Origin of the sequence: Nocardioides sp. HDW12B, from assembly GCF_011299595.1 — a bacterium.
In the GTDB taxonomy this organism is placed as follows: domain Bacteria; phylum Actinomycetota; class Actinomycetes; order Propionibacteriales; family Nocardioidaceae; genus Marmoricola_A.
Genome location: NZ_CP049867.1, coordinates 1,650,205 through 1,673,685, shown reverse-complemented (window position 1 = coordinate 1,673,685; position 23,481 = coordinate 1,650,205). Strand labels below are relative to the sequence as shown.

The 23,481-nt window shown below is 72.0% G+C and carries 21 protein-coding genes; 10 read left to right on the top strand and 11 right to left on the bottom strand.

The annotated features are described in order from the left end of the window. Positions 1 to 77: 77 nt before the first annotated feature. Positions 78 to 2,153, top strand: coding sequence for a prolyl oligopeptidase family serine peptidase (locus tag G7072_RS07810; protein WP_166085149.1), 2,076 nt, complete (start codon positions 78 to 80; stop codon positions 2,151 to 2,153). On the opposite strand, the gene G7072_RS07805 is transcribed toward G7072_RS07810, so the two are convergent. Next, the gene (locus G7072_RS07805; protein ID WP_166085148.1) at positions 2,111 to 2,665 is read right to left on the bottom strand and encodes a hypothetical protein; all 555 of its coding nucleotides are present in this window, start codon (positions 2,663 to 2,665) and stop codon (positions 2,111 to 2,113) included. The genes G7072_RS07810 and G7072_RS07805 overlap by 43 nt on opposite strands. A 208-nt stretch (positions 2,666 to 2,873) precedes the next feature. On the opposite strand from G7072_RS07805, the gene G7072_RS20005 reads away from it, so the two are divergent. The 3 genes from G7072_RS20005 to G7072_RS07790 all read left to right on the top strand — a co-directional run bounded on the left by G7072_RS20005 (position 2,874) and on the right by G7072_RS07790 (position 4,884). Next, the gene (locus G7072_RS20005; RefSeq protein WP_240917201.1) at positions 2,874 to 3,089 is read left to right on the top strand and encodes an MmcQ/YjbR family DNA-binding protein; all 216 of its coding nucleotides are present in this window, start codon (positions 2,874 to 2,876) and stop codon (positions 3,087 to 3,089) included. 53 nt (positions 3,090 to 3,142) lie between these two features. Continuing rightward, a complete protein-coding gene (locus tag G7072_RS07795; protein ID WP_166085145.1) occupies positions 3,143 to 4,090 on the top strand; it encodes an aminoglycoside phosphotransferase family protein in 948 nt (315 codons plus the stop codon). Between the two features lie 62 nt (positions 4,091 to 4,152). Then, positions 4,153 to 4,884 carry a class I SAM-dependent methyltransferase gene (locus G7072_RS07790; protein WP_166085142.1) on the top strand — a complete coding sequence of 244 codons (732 nt, stop codon included), beginning with the start codon at positions 4,153 to 4,155 and terminating at the stop codon, positions 4,882 to 4,884. Positions 4,885 to 4,890: 6 nt separating this feature from the next. Here the strand turns inward: G7072_RS07790 and G7072_RS07785 are convergent, their stop codons facing one another. Further along, positions 4,891 to 5,319 (bottom strand): MarR family transcriptional regulator, encoded by a 429-nt coding sequence (locus tag G7072_RS07785; protein ID WP_166085140.1) that lies wholly within the window; start codon positions 5,317 to 5,319, stop codon positions 4,891 to 4,893. A gap of 72 nt (positions 5,320 to 5,391) precedes the next feature. Here G7072_RS07785 and G7072_RS07780 point away from each other — a divergent pair, with 72 nt between their 5' ends. After that, the gene (locus tag G7072_RS07780) at positions 5,392 to 6,018 is read left to right on the top strand and encodes a maleylpyruvate isomerase family mycothiol-dependent enzyme (RefSeq protein WP_166085138.1); all 627 of its coding nucleotides are present in this window, start codon (positions 5,392 to 5,394) and stop codon (positions 6,016 to 6,018) included. A gap of 15 nt (positions 6,019 to 6,033) precedes the next feature. Here the strand turns inward: G7072_RS07780 and G7072_RS07775 are convergent, their stop codons facing one another. The 3 genes from G7072_RS07775 to G7072_RS07765 form a co-directional block, all read right to left on the bottom strand. Beyond that, positions 6,034 to 7,023: a GNAT family N-acetyltransferase gene (locus G7072_RS07775; RefSeq protein WP_166085136.1), complete on the bottom strand. Its 990-nt coding sequence runs from the start codon at positions 7,021 to 7,023 to the stop codon at positions 6,034 to 6,036. A gap of 62 nt (positions 7,024 to 7,085) precedes the next feature. Then, the gene (locus G7072_RS07770) at positions 7,086 to 8,078 is read right to left on the bottom strand and encodes a GNAT family N-acetyltransferase (RefSeq protein WP_166085134.1); all 993 of its coding nucleotides are present in this window, start codon (positions 8,076 to 8,078) and stop codon (positions 7,086 to 7,088) included. Between the two features lie 57 nt (positions 8,079 to 8,135). Next, positions 8,136 to 9,773: an AMP-binding protein gene (locus G7072_RS07765; protein ID WP_240917200.1), complete on the bottom strand. Its 1,638-nt coding sequence runs from the start codon at positions 9,771 to 9,773 to the stop codon at positions 8,136 to 8,138. Between the two features lie 274 nt (positions 9,774 to 10,047). Here G7072_RS07765 and G7072_RS07760 point away from each other — a divergent pair, with 274 nt between their 5' ends. Further along, on the top strand, positions 10,048 to 11,115 hold the full coding sequence (locus G7072_RS07760; protein ID WP_166085132.1) for an IS30 family transposase: 1,068 nt from the start codon (positions 10,048 to 10,050) through the stop codon (positions 11,113 to 11,115). A 168-nt stretch (positions 11,116 to 11,283) separates the two neighbouring features. On the opposite strand, the gene G7072_RS07755 is transcribed toward G7072_RS07760, so the two are convergent. From G7072_RS07755 to G7072_RS07735, 5 genes are all read right to left on the bottom strand, one after another. After that, positions 11,284 to 12,348, bottom strand: coding sequence for a YihY/virulence factor BrkB family protein (locus G7072_RS07755; RefSeq protein ID WP_166085130.1), 1,065 nt, complete (start codon positions 12,346 to 12,348; stop codon positions 11,284 to 11,286). 78 nt (positions 12,349 to 12,426) lie between these two features. Next, a complete protein-coding gene (locus G7072_RS07750) occupies positions 12,427 to 13,578 on the bottom strand; it encodes an acetyl-CoA C-acetyltransferase (RefSeq protein WP_166085128.1) in 1,152 nt (383 codons plus the stop codon). Further along, positions 13,571 to 14,263 (bottom strand): TetR/AcrR family transcriptional regulator, encoded by a 693-nt coding sequence (locus G7072_RS07745; protein ID WP_166085126.1) that lies wholly within the window; start codon positions 14,261 to 14,263, stop codon positions 13,571 to 13,573. The genes G7072_RS07750 and G7072_RS07745 overlap by 8 nt, the downstream gene beginning before the upstream one ends. A 15-nt stretch (positions 14,264 to 14,278) precedes the next feature. Continuing rightward, on the bottom strand, positions 14,279 to 15,082 hold the full coding sequence (locus G7072_RS07740; RefSeq protein ID WP_166085124.1) for an SDR family oxidoreductase: 804 nt from the start codon (positions 15,080 to 15,082) through the stop codon (positions 14,279 to 14,281). Then, positions 15,079 to 16,338 (bottom strand): acyl-CoA dehydrogenase family protein, encoded by a 1,260-nt coding sequence (locus G7072_RS07735; protein ID WP_166085122.1) that lies wholly within the window; start codon positions 16,336 to 16,338, stop codon positions 15,079 to 15,081. The genes G7072_RS07740 and G7072_RS07735 overlap by 4 nt, the downstream gene beginning before the upstream one ends. Positions 16,339 to 16,400: 62 nt before the next feature. Between G7072_RS07735 and G7072_RS07730 the strand changes: the two genes are divergently transcribed. From G7072_RS07730 to G7072_RS07715, 4 genes are read left to right on the top strand one after another with little or no spacing between them, the layout of a single operon-like run. Then, entirely contained in the window at positions 16,401 to 18,014 is a 1,614-nt protein-coding gene (locus G7072_RS07730; RefSeq protein WP_166085120.1) for a FadD3 family acyl-CoA ligase, read from the top strand. Further along, entirely contained in the window at positions 18,014 to 19,198 is a 1,185-nt protein-coding gene (locus G7072_RS07725; protein WP_166085118.1) for an acyl-CoA dehydrogenase family protein, read from the top strand. The genes G7072_RS07730 and G7072_RS07725 overlap by 1 nt, the downstream gene beginning before the upstream one ends. Continuing rightward, on the top strand, positions 19,195 to 20,172 hold the full coding sequence (locus tag G7072_RS07720; protein ID WP_166085116.1) for an acyl-CoA dehydrogenase family protein: 978 nt from the start codon (positions 19,195 to 19,197) through the stop codon (positions 20,170 to 20,172). The genes G7072_RS07725 and G7072_RS07720 overlap by 4 nt, the downstream gene beginning before the upstream one ends. Then, positions 20,165 to 21,361 carry an acyl-CoA dehydrogenase family protein gene (locus G7072_RS07715; RefSeq protein ID WP_166085113.1) on the top strand — a complete coding sequence of 399 codons (1,197 nt, stop codon included), beginning with the start codon at positions 20,165 to 20,167 and terminating at the stop codon, positions 21,359 to 21,361. Before G7072_RS07720 ends, G7072_RS07715 begins: the two co-directional genes overlap by 8 nt. Before the next feature lie 75 nt (positions 21,362 to 21,436). Here G7072_RS07715 and G7072_RS07710 read toward each other — a convergent pair whose 3' ends face one another. After that, a complete protein-coding gene (locus G7072_RS07710) occupies positions 21,437 to 22,648 on the bottom strand; it encodes a hypothetical protein (RefSeq protein ID WP_166085111.1) in 1,212 nt (403 codons plus the stop codon). Between the last annotated feature and the right edge of the window lie 833 nt (positions 22,649 to 23,481).

Below are 23,481 nucleotides of genomic sequence, written 5' to 3'. Positions count from 1 at the left end.
CTAACACTTCGACGCGTCTTCGAGACCACCGGTTCCCAACGGTGCCTGCGGAGCCGTCGCGGTGAGAGGGTGGCGCCATGGAGACGCGCAAGGAGACGGTGACCGACACCTACCACGGGGTCGAGGTGAGCGAGGACTACCGCTGGCTGGAGGACGGCACCAGCGACGAGACGAAGGCCTGGACCGAGGCCCAGGACGCCGAGACCCGGGCGTGGCTCGCCGGAGTGCCGGCACGGGAGTCGATCCGCAAGCGCTTCGAGGAGATCCTCAAGGTCGAGTCGACGGCGTACCACGCGCTGACCGGCGCGGGCTCGACGTACCTCGCGCTGAAGAGCCAGCCACCCAAGCAGCAGCCCTTTCTTGTTGTGCTGACCGATCTGGGGGTCTCGACAGGCTCGACCACCGGGGACGGCTCGACCACCGAGGGCAGCGGTCACGAGCGCGTGCTGGTCGACCCCAACGAGCTCGACGCCGGCGGCACGACCACCATCGACTTCTTCCGTCCGTCCCCCGACGGCTCGAAGGTCGCGGTGTCGCTGTCGAAGGACGGCACCGAGATCGGCACCGTCCACGTCTACGACGTCGCCACGGGCGAGGAAGTCGGCGAGCCGCTGGGCTGGGTGAACAGCGGTACGGCGGGCGGGTCGGTGGCCTGGAAGGCCGACGGCACTGGTCTCTGGGCGACCTCCCACCCCGGGCCTGGCGAGGTGCCCGACGAGGACCTCGGCTTCTTCCAAGTCGTCGCCTTCCACGACCTCGGCACCGGCGAGACCACCACCGAGCTGTCCGGCGTCTTCGCCGAGGACCGGATCGCGGAGAACTTCCTTTCCACCTCGCCCGACGGCCGCTGGGTGCTCGACTGCGTGCAGAAGGGTGACGGCGGCGAGTGGCAGATGTTCGTGCGCGAGCAGGACGGCGGCGAGTGGCGGCCGGTCGCAGACCTCGCCGACCGGTGGATCCGCGCGACCTTCGCCGGCGACCACCTGTTCGTGCTGTCGGTCCACGACGCCCCGCGCGGGAAGGTGCTGCGCGTCAGCCTGCCCGACGGTGAGGCCGAGGTCGTCGTTCCGGAGTCGGACGTCACGATCGAGGGCATCGCCGCCACCGACGGCCGCCTGTGGGTCGTCGACCTCGATGGCGGTCCGTCCGGGCTGCGGGTGTTCACGCACAACGGCGAGCCGCTCGAGCCCGTCGAGGTGCCGGAGGTCTCCGCGGTCGACGACCTGCGCCGGGTCGGCCCGGACACCGTCGCGTGGTCGGTGGAGTCGTTCACCGAGCCGCGGTCGTGGTGGGTGGCCTCCGACGGTTCCGCGCCGCGTCGCACCGCCCTGGGGACGCGCACGCCGGTCGACCTGTCCGCCTACACGGTGCGGCGCGTGTTCGCGACCTCCGCCGACGGGACGCAGGTGCCGATCAACCTCATCGCGCGGCCGGACGTCGAGCCGGGCGCGCCCACGCTGCTCTACGGCTACGGCGGCTACGCGATCTCGATGAAGCCGTCCTTCTCCCCCGCCCGGCTGCAGTGGCTGGAGCAGGGCCACGTCTTCGCGGTGGCCAACATCCGCGGCGGCGGGGAGTACGGCGTCGCGTGGCACCACGGCGGCCGTCTGCGGACCAAGCAGAACTGCTTCGACGACTTCATCGCGTGCGCCGACCACCTCGTCGAGACCGGAGTGACCACGCGCGACAAGCTCGCGATCATGGGCGGGTCCAACGGCGGGCTGCTCATGGGAGCGGTGCTCACCCAGCGGCCCGATGTCGCCTCTGCGGTCGTCTGCGCGGTTCCGGTGCTCGACGCCATCCGTTCCGAGACGACGGCGAACGGCCGCTTCAACGTCACCGAGTTCGGCACCGTCACGGACCCCGAGGACTTCGCGGCGCTGCTGGCCTACTCGCCCTACCACCAGGTGCGCGACGGGGTCGCCTACCCGCCGGTGCTCTTCACGGCCGGCGAGTTCGACCCCCGCGTCGAGGCGTGGCACGCCAAGAAGATGGCCGCCCGGCTGCAGGCCGCGACGTCCAGCGGGCAGCCGGTGCTGCTGCGCATGGAGTCCGGCGGCCACGGCATCGGGCAGTCGCTCGACCAGGCTGTCGGGCTGCTGACGGACTACTACACGTTCATCAGCGACCGGCTCGACCTCGACCGAGGCTGAGGCACCGAGTGGCTCGGTGCGGCCGGCTCGAAGTCGATGTCGAGCTGGAAGCCGCGCCGGCGGTGCTGCGGGGTCACCACGGCGACCAGGTTGCCGTGACCGGCCCGGACGTCGGGCGCCATCGCGGCGATGACGTCCGCCACCGGCATCCCCGGCCAGGTGCTGACGAGGGCCGCCGCTCCGCTGCGCTCGGTCCAGGCGGCGCCGGACTCGTGCCACCGGTCCCCCATCTGCCGCAGCGTCGCCCCGTCGGTGCCGGGACGGGTCAGGAACGCCGTCCACACGGCGTCGCTGGGCGCCAGCACGTCGACGAGCTGCAGGTCGTCCTCGCCGTTGCGCTCGGCCCGCACGACGTCGAGGGCCGCCAGCGGCACCAGGAACGAGCTGGTCTGCAGCGCGTAGGTGCCGCAGTCGGGCCCCGCGTCGACGGGTCGGGCCCACAGCCACTCCCCCCGCAACGGTCGGTCGGGCCCACGGAATCGGACAAGGACTTTCACGAGGTCGTCGGTCATGGACCGAGTGCAGCAGGGACCACCGACACAACTGCGGCCGCGGCTGTCGGCGGCCTGTGCCACGATCGCGCCGTGACCGGTTGTGCCATCTCCGACGTCGTCGAGCTCGTCGACCAGCTGCCGGAGGTCACGCGCACCGACCACGACCGCTACTGGCGGCTCGCGGTGGCGGGGCACCTTCGGTTACCTGTGGCCGCGCACCAACACTGTGGGGCTCAAGCAGACCGTCTCCGAGCAGCTGGCGCTGGTGGCCGAGCGGCCCGAGGTGTTCGAGGTCCAGTTCACCGCCGGCGGGTTCGGGTGGGTGGTGGCGCACCTCGAGGGCGTGCCGCGCGACGAGCTGGCCGAGCTCGTCTTCGAGGCGTGGCGGCTCACGGCGCCGGTCGCGGAGGTCGAGTCACGCGCCGACGTGCTCCCCACCTGAGCGACGCCGATATCGCGGTGACAGGCGCGGCCCGCCAGTGGTGCAGTGGAGGCGTGGACCCCGCCGAGCTCGCCGACGCCTTCGGGTTGGGCCGCGCCGTGAGCCTGTCGGACGAACCTGTCGCGCGTGGCAAGCAGGGCGTCGTGTGGCGTCTCGACACCGCGTCGGGGTCCTGGGCGGTGAAGGTGCCGTTCGACCCGGTCGACGAGTCCGAGGTCGCCCTGTCGACACGGCTGCAGGAGACGGCGTACGCCGCGGGCGTCCCCACCCCGGAGGTACGCCGAGCCCGTGACGGTCGGGTGTTCGCGGACGTGTCGGGCCGGCGGGTCCGGGTGTACTCGTGGGTCGACCTGCTGCCGCCCGACCCGCGGCTCGACCCGACGCTGGTGGGGCGGCTCCTCGGCGCCGTCCACGCGCTGGCCGTGCCCGCCGACGGCACGCCGGACGCCTGGTACACCGCACCCGTCGGAGCCGACCGCTGGGACCGCCTCGTCGCCGACCTGCGGGCGGCCGGGGCGCCGTTCTCCGAGCGGCTGGCCGCCCTGCGCGACGAGCTCGTCGCCCTCGAGTCGTGGCTGCGGCCGCCGCAGCACCTCCAGCTCTGCCACCGCGATCTCTGGGCCGACAACCTGCTGCCGACCGCAGCCGGCGGGGTGTGCGTCATCGACTGGGAGAACACCGGCCCCGCCGACCCGAGCCAGGAGCTCGCCTGCGTGGTCTTCGAGTTCGCCCGTGAGGACCCGGCGCGCGTGCGCGAGCTGCTGGCGGCGTACCGGAGCGCCGGCGGCACCGGCCGGCTGGCGACCCGCGGTGACTTCTCGATGCTCGTCGCGCAGCTCGGGCACATCACCGAGCTCGGCGCCCGCGACTGGCTGGTGCCCAACCGCCGCTCGCCGGAGCGCCGCGACGCCGAGGCGTGGGTGGGCGAGGTGCTCGACGACCCGCACACGCCGAAGGTGCTCGACCGGATCCTCGCCGCAGCCCGGAGCGTCACCGGCTGAGGACGCGCGGCGCACCGGGCGTGTCGGTTGCCTCGCACCGGCGGGTCACGTTGGGTGGGTCCGTGCCCGAGACGCCCGCAACGAAGACGACCCCGCCGACCGACTACGACGACTTCGCGGCCGCCTACGCCCAGGAGAACGAGACCGGCCTCTTCAACGCGCACTACGCGCGGCCGGAGATCCTGCGGCTCGCCGGCGACGTCGCGGGACGCCGTGTGCTCGACGCCGGCTGCGGGTCCGGGCCGCTGGCGGCCGACCTGCGCGACCGGGGGGCGAGCGTCACGGGCTTCGACCTCAGCGCCGCCATGGTCGACCTCGCCCGCGAGCGGCTGGGGGCGGACGCCGACCTCCACGTGGCCGACCTCGCCGCACCGCTGCCCTTCGACGACGGAGTCTTCGACGACGTCGTCGCCTCCCTCGTCCTGCACTACCTCGAGGACTGGACGGGCCCGCTCACCGAGCTGCGGCGCGTGCTGAAGCCGAGCGGGCGCCTGCTGGTGTCGGTGAACCATCCCGCGGCCTACGCGATCGTCTACCCCGAGTCCGACTACTTCGTGCCCACGCAGTACTCCGAGGACTACGACTTCGCCGGGCAGACCGCGATCCTGACCTTCTGGCACCGGCCCCTGCACGCGATGAGCGAGGCCTTCGCGGAGGCCGGCTTCCGCATCGCGGCGATCACCGAGCCACGGCCCGCACCGGACACCCCGCCCGAGCTGCTCCCGCCCCCGGTCGCGGACGGGTCCTACGTGTCGTTCATCTGCTTCCTGTTCTTCAGCCTCGAGGCGGTCTGAGCCCGCTCACAGGTAGGGGTCGGTGATCGTGCGCAGCTGCAGGAGGGTGTGCCGCATGGTCTCGACGGCCTCGGCGCCGAGGTGCGCGACCCACTCGGCCTCGATGCGGCGCTCCTCGACCCGGGCGACCTCGATCGCCGCCCGCGCGTGGGCGGTCAGTCGGACGAGCCGGGCGCGGGCGTCGCTGGGGTCGGGCACCCGCTCGGCGTACCCGGCGGCCTCGAGCTGGTCAACGAGGTAGCCCGCGCTCTGCTTGGTGACCTCCGCGGCCTCGGCCAGCGTGCTGAGGCGGGTGCCCTCCGGGCCGACGCGCTGGAGCAGCTTCGCCTGGGCCATCGTGATCGGGAAGCCCGCGTCGACGACGGCGCCGAGGATGCGCTGGTCGAGGTAGCGCGTCGGGATGAACAGCAGCACCCCCAGGGACGGATCCGGCATGGACCACTCCTTGTCAGACGGACTTCCTGGGTCGATGATAGTCAGACTCTCTGACTAATGCAGGAGGTCGACATGGAGACCGAGGAGCGCTGGGCGATGATCGAGGCCGAGCGGCTCTCGCTCGCCGACCTGCTCGAGGGGCTCACGCCCGAGCGGTGGGAGCAGCAGTCGCTCTGCTCGGAGTGGCGCGTGCGCGACGTGGCCGCCCACGTGGCGATGACGCCCCAGGGGCTGAAGCTGACCCCGATCCTCGTGGGCGTCGCCAAGGCGCGCGGCGACCTCTGGGCCTTCGGCCGCGACGTGGCCCGGGCCCACGCCGAGCGCCCGGTCGACGTGCTGGTCGACGAGCTGCGCCGGGACGCGGCGTCGCGGAAGATGCCGGCCGTCACCAACGCCAAGAACATCCTGCTCGACGCGATCGTCCACGGGCAGGACATCGCGGTGCCCCTCGGCATCGAGCGCGAGGTGCCGGCCGAGGCTGCTGCGGCGGGGTTCGAGCGGGTGTGGTCGATGGGCTGGCCGTTCCACGCACGCAAGCGGCTGCGGGGGCTGCGACTGGTGGCCACGGACGCGCCGGTGGACGTCGGCGACGGGGCCGCCGTGGAGGGACGGGTCGGCGACCTGCTGCTGCTGGCCACCGGCCGCACCGAGGCCGCCGTACGACGTCTCACCGGTCCGGGGCTCGCTCGCCTGGGGTGAGCGGACCCGGACCGCTCAACCGGTGTGCAGCATGTACTGGTGCTCGCGGCCCATCCACCGGTAGCCGAGCAGCTCGTTGACCGCGATCATGTGGTCGTTGGACTCGGCGTTCCAGGTGTCGACCGTCTCGAGCTGCGGCTCCACCTCGGCCAGCCACAGCACCATGCCTGCCTTGAGGAGCAGCCCGAGGCGGTGCCCGCGGTGGCTCCGCACGACGGTGGTGTCGTGCTGGTGCCCGATCGTGTCGCGCTCGTCCTCGACGGCGACCACGCTGTGCCCGGCGAGGACGCCGGTCTCCCGGTGCCGCGCGAGCAACCGGTAGAAGCGCATGCCGTTGGCCAGCTGGGCCTGCTCGTACGCCGTGATCCGCTCCGGCGGGAACACCTCGTCGTCGATGTCCAGGTCGTCGAGAGGCGCGTCGTTGATGGCGGCCGTCATCTCGGCCACCGCAGGCATGAGGTCGTCCGGGGTCGCCCCCGCGATCCTGACCAGCTCGTACGCCGCTGCTGCCTCGGCTGCCTCGTCGTGGAGCTTGCGGACGTCGCCGAGGGACACCTCACTGAGGTGCTGGCGCCGGTTGATGGCCCGTGAGCCCTGCGTGAAGCCGCGCTTGTCGAGCCACGCGTTGCCCGGCGAGCCGTCCCAGGAGTCGGCGCCGAGCTTCGTCCGGCCGGCCGCCGCCGCGCGGTCGAGCAGGAAGCGCAGCCCCTCGTCGCCGAGCCCCCGCCCGCGGTGCTCCGGGTGCACCGTGAGGTTCAGCCAGGCCAGCTCCGGGTTGTCCCACGACGGCGCGAAGAAGCTGAGGAGGGCGACCACCTGGTCGCCCTCGACGCCGACGAAGAAGTCGTCGGGCTCGCCGTCCCAGCCCCGCAGGACCTGGTCGCGCATCTTCCGCGCCGTGACCGGGTGCTGCCACGGGGCGTCGAGCGCCCAGGCGGCGTTGAGCAGGTCGACCACCTGGTCGAGGGCTCCACGGTCGTCGGCGCTGAGCGGGGTGATGTCCATGGCTCCACAGTGCCGGGGCGGGCGGGCAGGAGCCACCCATTTACCGGCGCGGCCCCCGAGACTCAGCCGACCAGGGAGCGCTGGAAGCCCAGGCCCCGGCCCATCCACCGGTAGCCGAGGTCCTCGTTGACCGCGATCATGTGGTCGTTCGACTCGGCGTTGAAGGTGTCGATGGAGCGGACCTGCGGCTCGGCCTCGGCCAGGTGCAGCAGCATCGCGGTCTTGAGCAGCAGCCCGAGCCGGTGGCCGCGGTGCGTGGCCACCACGGACGTGTCGTGCTGGTGGGCGATCTGCGGACGCTCCTCCTCGACGGCGACCACGGTGTTGCCGGCCGGCTCGCCGGTCGTCCGGTGCCGGGCGAGGTAGCGGTGCAGCCTCAGGCCCGCGTTGAGCTGAGCCGTCTCGTACGCCGCCACCCGCTCGGCCGAGAACACCTCGTCCTCCATGTCGAGGTCGTCGAGCGGGGCGTCGTTGATCGCCGCGACCATGTCGACCATCGACTCCAGCATCGACGGCGGGGTGCGGCCCTTGACGAGCACCAGCTCGTAGTCGCCCGCGGAGGCGACCGCAGCGTCGTACAGTGCGCGGACCTTGGCGAGCGAGACGTCCTCGAGGTGCTGGCGGCGGTTGACGGACTGGAAGCGCTTCGGGTAGCCGTGGGCAGCGGCGAAGTCGGCTCCCGGCGACCCGTCCCAGCAGAACGCGCCGGCCTTCGTGCGACCGGCGGCCCGGGCCTCCTCCTCCAGGTGGCGCAGCATCGCCGTGCCGTAGCCGCGCCGACGGAGCTCCGGCGGCACGGATATCCCGAACCAGGCCAGGTCGAGGTTGTCCCGCTCGGTGAGCTCCAGCACGCCGTGGGACACCAAGGTGTCGCCGTCGAAGGCGACCACGTGGCGGCCGGGCTCGAGGTCCCAGGCCCAGCGGATCTCGGCGTCGAGCGTGCGCAGCGTCATCGGGTGGCGCCAGGGGCCGTCGACGGCCTCGGTGGCGTTCTCGAGGTCGACGACCTGCTTCATCGTCCCGAGGTCGTCGGGGTCCAGCGGTCGGAAGTCCATGCCGTCCACGATCCCGCTGCACGGACGCACGGGCAACGGGATTTCGGGCGGCCGGCGTCAGGCGAGGCCTAGCTCGGCGGCGCTCTCCTCGCGCATCTGGACCTTGCGGATCTTGCCGGTCACGGTCATCGGGAACTCCTCGACGACCTTGACGTAGCGCGGGATCTTGTAGTGCGCCAGCCTTCCGCTCGCGAAGGCGCGGACGGCCTCGGCGTCGAGCGGGTCCGAGCCGTCCTTGAGACGGATCCACGCGCAGAGCTCCTCGCCGTACCTCTCGTCCGGGACGCCGATGACCTGCACGTCCTCGACATCGGGGTGGGTGTACAAGAACTCCTCGATCTCGCGGGGGTAGATGTTCTCCCCGCCGCGGATGACCATGTCCTTGATGCGCCCCACGATGTTGCAGTAGCCGTCCTCGCGCATCACCGCCAGGTCGCCGGTGTGCATCCAGCCGTCCGCGTCGATCGCCTCGCGCGTCTTCTCCTCCTCCTGCCAGTAGCCGAGCATCACCGAGTAGCCGCGGGTGCAGAACTCCCCGGTCTCCCCGCGCGGCAGCGTCTGTCCCGTCACCGGGTCGACGACCTTGATCTCGACGTGCGGGTGGACCCGGCCGATGGTCGCCGTACGCCGCTCGAGGTCGTCGTCGGCGCGGGTCTGGCAGGAGACCGGGCTGGTCTCGGTCATGCCGTAGGCGATGGAGACCTCGCTCATGTGCATGTCCTCGACGCAGCGCTTCATGACCTCGACCGGGCAGATCGAGCCCGCCATGATCCCCGTGCGCAGCGCGCTCAGGTCGTGCTCGGCGAAGGTCGGGTGGTTCTGCATCGCGATGAACATCGTCGGCACGCCGTACACGCCCGTGCAGCGCTCCTCGGCGACTGTGCGCAGGGTGATCTCGGGATCGAAACCGGGGGCCGGGATGACCATGGTCGCGCCGTGGGTGGTGCAGCCGAGGTTCGCCATGACCATGCCGAAGCAGTGGTAGAAGGGCACCGGGATGCAGAGCCGGTCCTCGTGGGTGAGGTTGATCAGCTCGGTCGTGAAGTAGCCGTTGTTGAGGATGTTGCGGTGGCTGAGCGTCGCACCCTTGGGGAACCCGGTCGTGCCGGAGGTGTACTGGATGTTGATCGCCTCGCCCGGGTCGAGCGACGCCATCCGCTCGGCGAGGTCGTCCTCGGAGACCGCGTCCCCCTCGGCGACGAGCGCGGCCCAGTCGTCGGTGTCGAGGTAGACCGTGCGCTCCAGGGTGTCGCACTCGCCGGCCACCTCCTCGACCATCGCCCGGTAGTCGCTGGTCTTGAACGAGGTGGCCGCCACCAGGAGCCGCAGCCCCGACTGGTTGACGACGTACGCCAGCTCGTGGGTGCGGTAGGCCGGGTTGACGTTGACGAGGATCGCGCCCGCCTCCGCGGCGGCGTACTGCAGGATCGTCCACTCGGCGCAGTTGGGGGCCCAGATGCCGACGCGGTCGCCTGTCGCGATGCCGGCACCGATGAGGCCGCGCGCCAGCGCCGCGACGTCGCGGTCGAGCTCGGCCCAGGTCCAGCGCCGCCCGCTGGCCACCTCGACGAGCGCCTCGCGGTCGGCGTAGGTCGCCGCGGTGCGGCGGAAGTTTTCGCCGATGGTCTCCTCGAGCAGCGGTACGTCGGTCTCGCCCGCCGACTCGGACGGCATCGCGGAGCTCTCGGTCGTCATGCTCGGACCCTAGTCACGCCTCTTCCCTCCCCACCAGACCCTCCCCCTCTCGCGAGACGTCAGTTGTGCAGGTCCGAGACGTCAGTTGTGCAGGTCCGGGACGTCGGCAGGTTCAGAGGAATGTCGCAACACCTCCTTCGATGAGGAGATTGCGGTGCCTACTCCGCCGATGCCTGTGGAGCAGCGAGAGCTCATTCACTGCTTGTTACGTCGAGGTGCGCCTCGCGCTGAGATTGCTGTGCGTGCCGGTGTGTCGACGCGCACGGTCTACCGGATGCTGGCCAGTCTCGGTGGCGTGCCCCGACCTGAAAGCGTCGAGTACGACGCGCGTTACCTCAGTCTCGACGAGCGGCGCGAGATAGCGCGCCTGCACGATGCTCAGTGGTCGATGCGCGCGATCGCCCGCCAAGTGGGTCGTGACCCCTCGACGATCAGCCGCGAGCTGGCTCGCAACCACCACACCAAGACCGGGCACTACCTGCCCGAGATCGCCCACACCCAGGCCTGGGTGCGCCAACGGCGACCCAAGCCCTCCAAGCTCAGCTCGAACCCGCGACTGCGGGCCCGGGTTCGTTACATGCTCAACAAGCTGCTCTCGCCCGAGCAGATCGCCGGGCGGCTTCCGGTGCGGTTCCCCGAAGATGAGTCCATGCGCATCAGCCACGAGACGATCTACCAGAGCTTGTATGTCTACCCGCGTGGTGAGCTGACCCGCGAGCTGAAGGTCCACCTGCGCAGCGGACGCACCACCCGCCGCCCGCGCGGGCAGCGGAGCACGCGGGCGCCTCGGATCGCGAACATGGTCTCCATCCACGACCGACCAGCCGAGGTCGAAGGCCGCCTGGTCCCCGGTCACCACGAAGGTGACCTCATCAAGGGCTCACTGGCCTCGAACTCCGCGGTCGGCACCATCGTCGAACGCCACTCCGGCTACGTCACCCTCATCCACCTGCCCCAGGGCTGGGGAGCCGAGAAGGTCGCCGCCGGCGTCAGCGAGCAGATGAACGCGCTGCCCACGTGGTTCACCAAGACGTTGACCTGGGACCGCGGCGTCGAGATGGCCCGCCACGCCGACATCACCGCCGCCACCGGCATCGACGTCTACTTCGCCGACCCTCGCTGTCCCCAGCAACGGCCGAGCAACGAGAACACCAACGGCCTGCTGCACGAGTACATGCCCAAAGGCACCGACCTCTCGGTCCACACCCGCGCCGACCTCGACGCCATCGCCGAGGAGCTCAACAACCGCCCCCGCAAACGACTCGACTTTCTCACCCCCGCCGAGGTTTTCACTAAGTTGCTCGAAGACGACCAACACCCAGGTGTTGCGACCACCCCCTGAATCCGCCGTCAGTTCTGCAGGGCCGAGACGTCAGTTGTGCGGGTCCGAGGCGTCGATCCGTGCGGATCAGACACCTCGAAGCCTGGGCGAACCGCAACAACTGCCCTCTCGCGCCTGCAGAACTGGCGTCTCGCGCCTGCACAACCGACGCCTCGCGGGGAGGTGGGGTCAGCGGGAGGTGGAGCCGGAGGGGGGTGAGGGCTGGTGGCCGGGGTCGACCTTGGGGATGGCGCTGGTGTCGAACTCGGGCTCGTAGGAGACCCGGTCGTCGAAGGTGACCTCGACGTGCTGGAAGCCCTTGTGACGCATCGACTTGGCGTAGCTGTCGTAGGCGCGGCGGTCGGCCTCGGTCAGCTCGACGTCGTCGGTGAACGGCGTCAGCAGCGCCCGGGGATAGAGCCGGCGCCGCAGCACCACGCTGACCTCGACACCGATGACGGCGATGATGCAGGCCAGGTAGATGAACGCGATGAGCCCGAGGACCAGCGCGAAGATGGCGTTGAGCTCCGTGGCGCGGTCCATGACCCGGCTGACGTAGACGCCGCCGAGGCGCTGCAGCAGGTGCCACCCGACGGCGATCGTGATGCCTCCCGGCAGCGCGGTCCAGAACGACGGCCGGCGCGAGGTCGTGTAGCGCATCATCAGGCTGAACACCGCGGCCGTCACGACCAGCGACATGACCGTGCTCAGCCCCTGCAGCCACCCCTCGGCGTCGACGCCGAAGGTCGACAGGTTCGTCAGGAAGCTCGCGGCCACGGTCAGCATCACGACGACGAAGCCACCGAAGACCATCACGAGGATGCTGCGGAAGCGGCTGACGACCGGGTTCAGCCGGCTGTTGCGCGGCACGGCCCAGGCGGTGTTCAGGACGTTCTGCGCCGCCTGGCCCAGCCCCGTGACGCCGTACAGCGCGACCAGGAGGCCGATCGTGATCGACCAGGCGCTGCCCTGCAGCTTCTCCGGTTGCGCCAGCTGGTCCCCGACGATCGGGAACTGCCCCAGCGTGCCGAGCAGCAGCCGCGTCTGCAGCGTCTCGTTGCCGGCCAGCAGCCAGCCGAGGAACGAGCTCAGCAGGAGCAGCAGCGGGAAGATCGCGACGAACGCGTAGTAGGTGAGAGCCGCCGACATGAACGGTCCCTGGTCGTCGAAGTACTTGTAGACGACGGCCAACGGGATGCCGACGGAGCGACGGCGACGCTGGAACCGGTCGAACCGACCGACGAGACTGGACACAGGTGGACGGTACCCGGGTGCGGTACGCCGCAGTCCGCGGCGCGCGTCACACGGCTCGCTGCTCGACCACCGGGACCGTCACAGCCGCTCGATGATCGTCACGTTCGCCTGCCCGCCGCCCTCGCACATCGTCTGCAGCCCGAAACGCCCGCCGGTGCGCTCCAGCTCGTGCAGCAGCGTCGTCATCAGCCGGGTGCCGGTGGCGCCGATGGGGTGGCCGAGCGCGATCGCTCCCCCGTTGACGTTGACCTTCTCGTGGGGCACGCCGAGCTCGCGCTCCCACGCGAGCACGACGGACGCGAACGCCTCGTTGCACTCGAAGAGGTCGATGTCGTCCACGCTCATCCCAGCGCGCTCGAGGGCGTGCCGGGTCGCCCGGATGGGCCCGGTCAGCATCCACACCGGGTCGTCGCCGCGCACCGACAGGTGGTGGATGCGGGCGCGCGGGGTCAGACCGTGCTCGGCCACCGCGCGCTCCGAGGCGAGGAGCATCGCCGAGGCGCCGTCGCTGATCTGGGAGGAGACGCCGGCGGTGATCCGGCCGTCGGGCAGCAGCGGCTGCAGGGCCGCCATCCGCTCGGGCGAGGTGTCGGCCCGCGGGCACTCGTCCACGGCCGCCTCCCCCAGCGGCGCGATCTCCCGCTCGAAGCGGCCCTCCGCGATCGCGGCGAGCGCACGCCGGTGGGACTCGAGGGCGAACGCCTCCATGTCGGCGCGGCTGACGTCCCACTTCTCCGCGATCATCTCGGCGCTGCGGAACTGGCTGATCTCGGCGTCGCCGTAGCGCTCCACCCAGCCCGGCGACTCGGCGAAGGGCGTCGTGAAGCCGTAGTCCTGCGCCACCAGCATCGCGGCCGAGATCGGGATGGCCGACATGTTCTGCAGGCCACCGGCGACGACGAGGTCCTGGGTGCCGGACATGACGCCCTGGGCGGCGAAGTGCACCGCCTGCTGCGACGACCCGCACTGCCGGTCGATCGTCACGCCGGGCACCTCGTCGGGCAGGCCAGCGACCAGCCACGCCGTGCGCGCGACGTCGCCGGCCTGGGAGCCGATGGTGTCGCAGCAGCCCATCACCACGTCGTCGACCGCGACAGGGTCCACACCGCTGCGCTCGACCAGCGCCCGCAGCACGTGGGCGCCGAGGTCGGCGGAGTGCACCCCCGCCAGCGACCCGCGGCGGCGGCCGACCGGGGTGCGGACGGCCTCGACGACGTAGGCCTCAGCCACGGTCGCTCCCTCCGTCAGTGCGGTGATCGAGCGGCTCACGGTGATCGAGCGGCTCACGGTGATCGAGCGGCTCACGGTGATCGAGCGGCTCACGGTGATCGAGCTTGTCGAGATCCTGCGTGATCCCGTCGAAGAGGATCGCGAGGTACTGGTCGGCCACCTCGCTCGCCGTCGGCGAGCCGCCGGGCCGGTACCACCGCACCGCGACCCACACCGTGTCGCGGATGAAGCGGTAGGTCAGCTCGGGGTCGAGGTCGGCGCGGAGGTCGCCGGCGGCGACCCCATCGGCCAGCAGCGACGTCCACATCTCCCGGAAGCGCTTGTTGTGCTCGCGCAGGTAGGAGAACCGCTCGAGCCCCATGAGGTGGCCCGCGTCGTTCTGGAAGATCGCCACCTCGTCGTGGTGCTGGTCGATGGCCTCGAAGGAGGCCCGGACCACGGCGTCGACCGTCGCGCGTCCGTCGAGCCCGCGCGCCAGGATCTCGTCGTACGTCGCGAACAGGTCGGTCTGGAACGTGCGCAGCAGCTCGTCGACCATCGACTCCTTGGAGTCGAAGTGGTGGTAGAGGCTGCCCGACAGGATGCCGGCGGCGTCGGCGATGTCGCGCACGGTCGTGTTGGTGAAGCCGCGCCGGGCGAACAGCTCGCCCGCGATGCGGAGCAGCTCGTCTCGTCGGTTGGCCATCAGGGGTCCTCTCGCTCAGGCGTGCTGGCTGCTGACGGAGACGACCTCGCCGGTGAGGTAGGTCGCGTAGTCGCTGGCCAGGAAGACCATGACGTTCGCGACCTCCCACGGCTCGGCGGCGCGCCCGAAGGCCTCGCGCTGCTTGAGCTCGGCGAGCAGGTCGTCGGAGGTCACCTTGGCCAGGAAGGGGTGCATGGCCAGGCTGGGCGAGACCGCGTTGACGCGGATCCCGTACGGCGCGACGTCGAGGGCGGCGCACCGGGTCAGGGCCATCACCCCGGCCTTCGCGGCGGCGTAGTGGGCCTGGCCCTCCTGGGCCCGCCACCCGATCACCGAGGCGTTGTTGACGATCACGCCGCGGCGCCCGGCGTCCTTCATGCGCGCCGCGGCGGCCCGGACGCAGCGGAAGGTGCCGGTGAGGGTGATGTCGAGGACGCGCGACCACTGCTCGTCGGTCATCTCGAGCACCGACGCGGTGCCGCCAAGGCCGGCGTTGTTGACCATCACGTCGACGCCACCGAAGGGCTCGGCGGCATCGAGGAGCGCGCCCACCTGCTCCTCGGACGTCACGTCGCACGGCACCGCGGTGACCCGGTCCGCGCCGAACTCGCCAGCGAGGGATTCTTGTGCCTCCGACAACCGACGCTCGTGGGTGTCGCCGATCACCAGCCCGCGCGCGCCCTCCTCCAGGACGCGCCGCGCCACGGCCGCGCCGATCCCGGCACCGGCGGCCGCGGTCACGACCACCACCTTGTCGCGCAGCAGGTCGTGCGGCGGCACGTAGGCGGGTGTCGGCTGCTCCGGGCGGGTGGCGGTCATCGGGCGGTCCCCTTCGGCTCGCGCGGCAGGCCGAGCACACGCTCGGCGAGGATGGTGCGCTGGATCTCGTCGGAGCCGCCGTAGATCGTGTCGGCCCGGCTGAAGAGGAACAGGCGCTGGGCGTCGTCGAGGTCGTGGTCGGGACCGGTGGTGAGCCCGTCGGCGCCGCGGACGGCCATCGCGAGCTCGCCGAGGTCGCGGTGCCAGCGCGCCCAGACCAGCTTGGCGATGCTGTCCTGGCCGCGCTCCTCGCGCGCTCCTCCGCCGAGGTTCTCGGCCAGGGTGCGCAGCACGTTGCTGCGCATGACCTGCAGGCCGACGGCGGCGCGGGCCAGCCGGTCGCGCAGGACGGGGTCGTCGTAGGCGCCGTTCGCGCGGGCCGAGGCGATGACGGCGTCCAGCTCGCGGGCGAACCCGACCTGCTGGCCCACCGTGGAGACGCCGCGCTCGAAGCCGAGCAGCGCCATCGCCACCGCCCAGCCCTTGCCGGGCTCGCCGACGACCAGGTCGGCGTCGGTGCGGGCACCGGAGAAGAAGACCTCGTTGAACTCCGAGGTGCCCGTCAGCTGCCGGATGGGTCGGATCTCGACGCCCTCCTGGTCCAGCGGGACCAGCAGGAAGGACAGGCCGTGGTGGCGCTCCGAGCCCGGCTCAGTGCGCGCCAGCACGAAGCACCAGTCGGACTGGTGGGCCAGCGAGGTCCAGACCTTCTGCCCCTCGACCACCCACTCCTCGGTGGTCGAGCCTGTCGAGACCCCGCCGGTCGAGCCCCCGCCGGTCGAGCCCCCGCCGGTCGAGCCTGTCGAGACCAAGACCGCCTTCGTCCGCACGGCGGCCAGGTCGGAGCCGGCCCCCGGCTCGGAGTAGCCCTGGCACCACAGCTCGCTCACGGTCCGGATCGGCTCGAGGAAGCGCTGCTTCTGCGCCTCGGTGCCGAAGGCCAGCAGGGTCGGACCGAGCAGCTCCTCGCCGAGGTGGTTGACCCGGGCAGGTGCGTCGGCCCGGGCGTACTCCTCGTGGAAGACGACCTGCTCACGAAGGGTCAGCCCGCGCCCGCCGTACGCCTCGGGCCAGCCGAGGCAGGTCCAGCCGTGCGCGGCCAGGTGCCGGTCCCACGCCCGGCGCTCCTCGAAGGCCTCGTGCTCGCGTCCCGGGCCGCCCCGTCCCCGCAGCGCGGCGAAGTCACCGGTGAGGTGCTCGGCGAGCCAGGCGCGCACCTCGGCGCGGAACGCGGCGACCTGGGCGGGCTCGGACATGTTTGGTAGCCTACCAAGCACTTGTTTGGTTGCCCACCGTCGTCCCGACCGCGGAGAGCGTGATGAGCCTGTCCCCCGCTGCCCCCGAGGCGTCCTCGGGCCACGCGGAGACCCTGCCCGAGGTGCTGCGCGCCGCTGCCTCACGGTACGGCGACCGGCCGGCGATCGTCGACGGCGACGTCACCCTGACCTTCGCGGAGCTCCTCGACCTCGTCCGCGACACCGCCGAGCACTACGCCGTCCGCTGCGGCGTCGGCCCCGGCGCCCGCGTCGCCGTGTGGGCCCCCAACACCTGGCGCTGGCCCGTCGCAGCGCTCGCCGTGTCGTACGTCGGCGGGGTCCTCGTCCCGCTCAACACCCGCTTCACCGGTCACGAGGTCGCCGACGTCCTGGCGCGCACCGACGCCCGTCTGCTCGTGCTCGACTCCGGGTTCCTCGGGCGTTCCCAGCGCGCCGAGGTCGATGCCGCCGCCGCCGAGGCCGGTGTCACCCTGCCGCCGGTGGTCGAGCTCGGAGGACCCGACGACGCGGGGCTGGTGAGGGAGTGGCCCGGTCTTGAGTGGCTGGTGCACGTCGACGTGGAGGGGCTCGCCGACCGCGTCTCCCCTGACGACGTCGCCGACATCCTCTTCACCTCCGGCACGACCGGTCGCAGCAAGGGCGCACTGTCGAGCCACCGCCAGACCGTGGGCGTGGCCCGCATCTGGGGCGAGCTGGGCGAGGTCACCGCCGACGACCGCTACCTGCTGGTCAACCCGTTCTTCCACTCCTTCGGCTACAAGGCCGGGATGGTCGTGTGCCTGCTGACCGGCGCCACCATGGTGCCGATGGCCGTCGTGGAGCCGACGGCGATGATGCGGCTGGTCGAGACCGAGCGCATCACCGTGCTGCCGGGCGCCCCGACCATCTACACGATGCTGCTCGAGGCGCCCGATCGCGCCGGTCACGACCTGTCCTCCTTGCGCTTCGCGGTCACCGGAGCCGCTGTCGTGCCGGTCGCGCTCGTCGAGCGCATGCAGCGCGAGCTGGGCTTCGACCTCGTGCTGACCGCGTTCGGGATGACCGAGTGCGTGGTCGCGACGATGTGCCGGCGCGGGGATCCCGCCGCGCTGGTCGCCGGCACCTGCGGACGCGCCGTCCCGGCCCTCGAGGTGCGGATCGCCGCGCCCGGCACCAGCGACGAGCTGCCGGTCGGCGAGGAGGGCGAGCTGCTGCTGCGCGGCGACCACGTCATGCTCGGCTACCTCGACGACCCGGACGCGACGGCTGAGGCGATCGACCCCGACGGCTGGCTGCACACCGGCGACGTCGGTCGCGTCGACGACGCCGGCTACCTGCGCATCACCGACCGCCTCAAGGACGTCGTCATCACCGGCGGCTTCAACGTCTACCCCGCGGAGGTCGAGCAGGCCCTGGCCCGGCTCGACGGCGTGGTCGAGTCCGCGGTGGTCGGTGTCCCCGACGCCCGCCTCGGCGAGGTCGGCCGCGCCTACGTCGTACGGCGTGAGGGGTCGGCGCTGAGCGAGGCCGACGTGACGGCGTACGCCCGGGAACGGCTGGCGAACTTCAAGGTGCCCCGGGAGGTCGTCTTCGTCGACGCCCTCCCGCGCAACCCCTCCGGCAAGATCCTCAAGCGCGTGCTGCGCGAGGGACGACCGCACGAGGAGGAGAGCTGATGGACCTCGACCTGACCGACACCGAGCAGGCCTTCCAGGCGGAGGCGCGCGCCTGGCTGGCGGACAACGTGCCGGCCGAGCCGCTGCCGTCGATGGACACCGAGGCGGGCTGGAAGGCCCACCAGGCCTGGGAGTCCCGCCTGGCCGAGGCCGGCTGGTCGGTGGTCTCGTGGCCCGAGCGGCACCACGGTCGCGACGCCTCCCTGGTGGAGTGGGTGGTGTTCGAGGAGGAGTACTACCGCGCCGGTGCCCCGGGCCGCGTCAGCCAGAACGGCATCTTCCTGCTCGCGCCGATCCTGTTCGAGCACGGCACCCCCGAGCAGCAGGACCGGTTCCTGCCGTCGATGGCGACCGGGGAGCGGATCTGGGCGCAGTGCTGGTCCGAGCCGGAGGCCGGCAGCGACCTCGCCTCGCTGCGCTCGACCGCCCGACGCGACGACGAACGGGGTGGGTGGCGCCTGGACGGGCAGAAGGTCTGGTGCTCGCGGGCGACGTACGCCGACTGGGGCTTCGGGCTGTTCCGCTCCGACCCGGACGCGTCCCGCCACGCCGGGCTGACCTACTTCCTCTTCCCGCTCGACGCCGATGGGGTCACGGTCCGCCCGATCGCGCAGCTCGACGGCGAGCCCGGCTTCGCCGAGGTGTTCTTCGACGACGTCTTCGTGCCCGACGCCGACGTCCTCGGCGCTCCGGGCGACGGCTGGCGGGTGGCGATGAGCACGGCCGGCAACGAGCGCGGACTGTCGCTGCGCTCCCCCGGCCGGTTCTGCGCCGCGGCGGACCGGCTGGTCATGCTCTGGGCCGAGCACGGCTCGTCGCGGCCCGACCTGGGCGACGCCGTGGCCGATGCCTGGATCGACGCGCAGGCCTACCGGCTCTACACCTGGGGCACGGTCACGCGCCTCGCCGGCGGTGGCGACCTGGGTGCCGCCGGGTCGGTCAACAAGGTGTTCTGGTCCGAGCTCGACATCGCGCTGCACGAGGCCGCCCTCGACCTGCTCGGGCCCGACGCCGAGCTGGCCGGGTCGGCGTGGGCCGACGGCTACCTGTTCTCCCTGTCCGGCCCGATCTACGCCGGGACCAACGAGATCCAGCGCAACATCGTGGCCGAGCGCCTCCTCGGGCTGCCGCGCGAGCCCAGAGGCGACGGCCGCCAGGCCGGAGCGAAGGGGGCGGGTCGATGAGGTTCACGCTGACCGACGAGCAGCGCGGGTTCGCCGCCGCGCTGACTGACCTACTGAGTGGCGCCGACGTGCCGGCGGCGACGCGGGCGTGGGCCCGCGACGAGCCCGACGCCGGTCTCGCGCTGTGGCGACGACTGGCCGAGCAGGGTGTGTGCGGCCTCGCGGTGCCGGAGGAGGCCGGTGGCCTCGGCGCCTCGCCCGTCGACCTGTGCGTCGCCTTCGAGGCCCTCGGCCGCTCCGGCGTGCCCGGGCCGTGGGTCGAGTCCGCCGCCTACCTGCCGGCCCTGCTCAGCGACCCGGACGCGCTCGGACGCCTCGCGGACGGCGAGGTCGGCACGGTCGCCGTGCCGCCGCTGGTGCCCCGGGCGCTGGACGCCGCCGTCGCCTCCCAGGTGTACGTCGTGCAGGGCACCACCGTGTCCACCGCACGGCTCGGGGCCACCCACGACTCCGTCGACCCGGCACGACGGCTCGTCGAGGTCGACGCGGCCGACCCCGTGGCCGAGGTCGACGCATCCGCGCTCGAGCGGGCCTTCGACCAGGCCGTGCTCGCGGTCTCGGCGCAGCTGCTCGGGCTGGGCGAGCACCTGCTGGCCACGACCGTGACCTACGTGAAGCAGCGGCGGCAGTTCGGCCGGGAGATCGGCTCCTACCAGGCGCTCAAGCACCAGCTGGCCGACGTGCGGATCGCCCTCGACTTCGCCCGCCCGCTGGTGCTCGGCGCGGCCGTCACCTTCGACGGGTCGGTGTCGGTGCGGTCCCGCGACGTGTCGGCGGCGCGGGTGCGGGTCGGCGACGCGGCGTACCTCGCAGCGCGCACGGCGCTGCAACTGCACGGCGCGATCGGCTACACCGAGGAGCACGACCTGTCGCTGGCGATCCTCAAGGTGCGCGCCCTCGTCGGGACGTGGGGCGGCGCCGCCTTCCACCGGGCCCGGGTGCTCGAGGCGCTGACGGTGGCCGCGGATGCCTGAGCCCGCACACACCGCCGACGCCGCCGACGCCACCGACCTGGTGCAGAGTGTCGAGCAGCGCGAGCTCGACGAGCTGCTGGGCGGCCTGCTGGCCCGGCACGGCGACTCCGCGGCGGTGCGGGCGGCGATCGGCCAGCCCGGCGGGTTCGACCCCGCGCTGTGGCGGCTGCTCGTCGAGCAGGTCGGGGTGCCGGCGCTGATGGTGCCCGAGGAGCACGGCGGAGCCGGCTTCACCTTCGCCGAGACCGCGGTCGCCCTGGAGCGGCTCGGCTACGCCTTCGCCCCGACCCCCCTGCCCGCGGGCGTCCTCGTCGTCGCCGCGCTGCTGCTCGCGGACGACGCAGACGCGTCGGCCCGCCTGCTCCCCCGCGTCGCCGAGGGAGCGGTGGCAACCCTCGGCTGGTCCGGCCCGACCTCCTCGCCGTGCGTCGACCGCGCGGCGCAGCCTGAGCCCGTTCGGGCGTTCGCCGACGGGACGCTGTCGGGCGTACTCGACATCATCCTCGACGGCGACACCGCCGAGGTCCTGCTGGTGCTGGCGACCACCGACGACGGCCTCGGGCTCTTCGAGGTCGCCCCCGACGCCCCCGGCCTCACGCGCGTCCACGTGGACTCGATGGACCAGACGCTGCGGCTTTCACGGGTGGACCTCGACACCGTCCCGGCCACGCGGATCGGTGGCGACCTCACCGACGGCGCCCCAGTGCTGCAGGCCGTCGGGTCCGCGGTCGTCTCCTGCCTGGCCGTCGGCGCGGCCCAGCGCGGGCTGGACACGACCGTCGCCTACAGCAAGGAGCGGGTGCAGTTCGGCCGGCCCATCGGGTCGTTCCAGGCCCTCAAGCAGCGGATGGCCGAGATGCTGGTCGCCGTGGAGACCTCGCGGTCCGCTGCCCTCGACGCGACTCTGGCCGTGGCCGCCGCCCTCGGAGCACCCGACGGGAGCGATGTCGACGACCTGGTGCGCCGGACGTCCGTCGCGAAGGCCTGGTGCACCGAGGCGCTGATGGACGTGGCGGCGGAGACCGTGCAGCTGCACGGTGGCATCGCCATCACCTGGGAGCACGACGCCCACCTGCTCCTCAAGCGAGCGCACGCGCTCGGTCAGCTGTTCGGCGCCGCCCACCACCACCGCGCCGTCGTCCTCGATCCACCCGAAGCGGATCCGACGTCGGAGCATGCCGGTCGTTGACGATCACCATCGCGCGCATGTCGGCACAGTGGCACCCGCACGCAGCACCCGAGCGCTCCCGTGTGCCCGTGGACCTCAGTGGAAGACGTCGCTCGACGGTCCGCTCGGCGTCCAGACCGGGAACGGTCCGGGCTCGAAGCTCGACGGCCCGAACGAGCTGGCGCGCTCCACGGCTCCGTTCGCACGCAGCCGCAGCACCACGTGCGTGCCGCGCGGACCGTTCTGGAACGGCACGAGCAGAGCGCTGTCCGTCTCCCACCGGAGGGCAGGCAGGCTGAACTGGAACTCCGCGTCCGTCACGAACGCCCGGACAAGGCTCCCGGTGCGCGCCTCGCGGATCTCGATCCTGCGCAGGCTGCCGTCGCGGTTGCCGGTGACGCCGAGGGCTACCCGACGTCCGTCGGGAGACCAGGCCAGCGCGGAACCCGCGCCGCTCGTGCGCCACGGCTTCCACCCGGCCCCCGCTCGCAGCGGGAAGAAGACGTTGCGGCCGTCACTGGCGTGCCGGACACCGGCACCGGCGGTGAGGTCGATGGCCTCGGGAGCTGACGTGCCAGCCGGCTGCACCAGGCCGGTACCGGGCGACCAGGTCACCAGGCTGTCTCCGCGCGTGAACCACACACGACCGTCCCGGTAGGCCAGGGGCGTGACCCCGCGGGCAACCCCCAGCCGGCCGACCACCTCACCGTCGCGCACTCGCCGCACCGTCAGTCGGGGCCCGGTCGGCGCGTTCTCGTAGTAGGCGACACGGTCGTGTCGTGATCCGCTCACCTGATAGCCGCGCGATGCTCGGTCAGCGAGGAACCTGGCCGGCGCCCCGTGCTCGGCGACGTAGAGCTCGTTGCCGCTGTGGACGACGTAGCGCGCGGCTCCGGCGGCCCGCGCGCTGTTGACGAACATCTCCGCGTCGTAGGTGGCCTGGCGCGCTCCGGAGCCGATGGTTCCGCGGGTCGGGTCGACGACGGCGACCGAGGGCGCAGCACCGAGCGGCTTCCTGTCCACCTGCCGCACGGCCACGGTGCGCGACGCGTCGCCGGACCGCGCGGCCGACTCCGCCTCGGGTCGACTGGTCGTGTCGGCGACGGAGGGACCGCTCAGGGTGGTGAGCACGACGGCGGTGGCCGCAAGAGTGCTGGTCCGGGCGAACGGGCGGGACATGAACATCGAGGCTCCTCGGGTGGCAACACACGGACGAAGGCAGATCGTGCCTTCTGGGTCCAGACGCGTGTTTCCTGCGAAAGGTTGCTCCCAGCGTCTTTGACTTCCGTGCCCTCGTCCCTCCAGCATCGGCCGCATGCGATGTCGAGCCGAGCGTTCGCCGGTGCTGCCGGCGGCGATTGCGCTCCTCGCCGTCCTGACCGGATGTTCACCCGCGACCACACCCGCCAGCCCCCAGCAGCCCCCCTCGGCGACCCCCTCCGTGACCGACAGGCCGGCGGAGACCTGTCTGGTTCCCGCTCCGAACGCCGCGTCGGGGCCGGCGGAGCCCGGAACCCGACGACCGCGGACGGATTGTCTCGTTCGCGGTCCTCTCCCGCGAAGCTCACGGGCCGTCGCATGTGCCCCGGGAACCCAGTCGGTAGGGATCCACCCGGGATTCGTCTCAGGACGCCGCGTCAGCATCAGGCTCTGTGCCGTCGACGAGCTGCGCAGTGACAGCCTTGAGAGCACGCCAGGCAGCCCCTACTACATACCCGGCGCACGCCGACGGGCCGTGGTCAACGCCCGGGTCTCTGCCGCTGTGGAGCTGCTCCACCGACGCGCCGCAGAGCGCGGGGTGCCCCTGTTCGCCAACAGCGCCTTCCGAAGCCGAGAGCGTCAACGAGACCTCTGCCGAGCCGACGCCGACTGCCGACAGGGTGACCACACCTACATCGCGCCACCCGGATACTCCAACCATCAGCTCGGAGTCGCCGTCGACTTCGCCGGCACCTACGCCACCGGCGGAACGACCTGTGGCCGACGCCGCGCGACCGACCCCGGCAGCAGGGTGTGGAGATTCCTCGAGCGGGAGGCCTCCGCTGTGGGCCTGCAGCAGTACTCCGCTGAGTCGTGGCACTGGGACGCCTTCAGTGGGGCGTCTCGATGTTGACCACCACTGCTGCGTCCGACGTCCCGTC

What these genes read in the sequence shown, in the direction of transcription:
- G7072_RS07710 (WP_166085111.1), bottom strand. Translation starts at nt 22,648, where the DNA reads ATGCTGGAGGGACGAGGGCACGGAAGTCAAAGACGCTGGGAGCAACCT.
- G7072_RS07735 (WP_166085122.1), bottom strand. Translation starts at nt 16,338, where the DNA reads ATGTCCGAGCCCGCCCAGGTCGCCGCGTTCCGCGCCGAGGTGCGCGCC.
- G7072_RS07725 (WP_166085118.1), top strand. Translation starts at nt 18,014, where the DNA reads ATGGACCTCGACCTGACCGACACCGAGCAGGCCTTCCAGGCGGAGGCG.
- G7072_RS07765 (WP_240917200.1), bottom strand. Translation starts at nt 9,773, where the DNA reads ATGACGACCGAGAGCTCCGCGATGCCGTCCGAGTCGGCGGGCGAGACC.
- G7072_RS07810 (WP_166085149.1), top strand. Translation starts at nt 78, where the DNA reads ATGGAGACGCGCAAGGAGACGGTGACCGACACCTACCACGGGGTCGAG.
- G7072_RS07805 (WP_166085148.1), bottom strand. Translation starts at nt 2,665, where the DNA reads ATGACCGACGACCTCGTGAAAGTCCTTGTCCGATTCCGTGGGCCCGAC.
- G7072_RS07740 (WP_166085124.1), bottom strand. Translation starts at nt 15,082, where the DNA reads ATGACCGCCACCCGCCCGGAGCAGCCGACACCCGCCTACGTGCCGCCG.
- G7072_RS07745 (WP_166085126.1), bottom strand. Translation starts at nt 14,263, where the DNA reads ATGGCCAACCGACGAGACGAGCTGCTCCGCATCGCGGGCGAGCTGTTC.
- G7072_RS07720 (WP_166085116.1), top strand. Translation starts at nt 19,195, where the DNA reads ATGAGGTTCACGCTGACCGACGAGCAGCGCGGGTTCGCCGCCGCGCTG.
- G7072_RS07730 (WP_166085120.1), top strand. Translation starts at nt 16,401, where the DNA reads ATGAGCCTGTCCCCCGCTGCCCCCGAGGCGTCCTCGGGCCACGCGGAG.
- G7072_RS07780 (WP_166085138.1), top strand. Translation starts at nt 5,392, where the DNA reads ATGGAGACCGAGGAGCGCTGGGCGATGATCGAGGCCGAGCGGCTCTCG.
- G7072_RS07785 (WP_166085140.1), bottom strand. Translation starts at nt 5,319, where the DNA reads ATGCCGGATCCGTCCCTGGGGGTGCTGCTGTTCATCCCGACGCGCTAC.
- G7072_RS07770 (WP_166085134.1), bottom strand. Translation starts at nt 8,078, where the DNA reads ATGGACTTCCGACCGCTGGACCCCGACGACCTCGGGACGATGAAGCAG.
- G7072_RS07775 (WP_166085136.1), bottom strand. Translation starts at nt 7,023, where the DNA reads ATGGACATCACCCCGCTCAGCGCCGACGACCGTGGAGCCCTCGACCAG.
- G7072_RS07715 (WP_166085113.1), top strand. Translation starts at nt 20,165, where the DNA reads ATGCCTGAGCCCGCACACACCGCCGACGCCGCCGACGCCACCGACCTG.
- G7072_RS07760 (WP_166085132.1), top strand. Translation starts at nt 10,048, where the DNA reads ATGCTGGCCAGTCTCGGTGGCGTGCCCCGACCTGAAAGCGTCGAGTAC.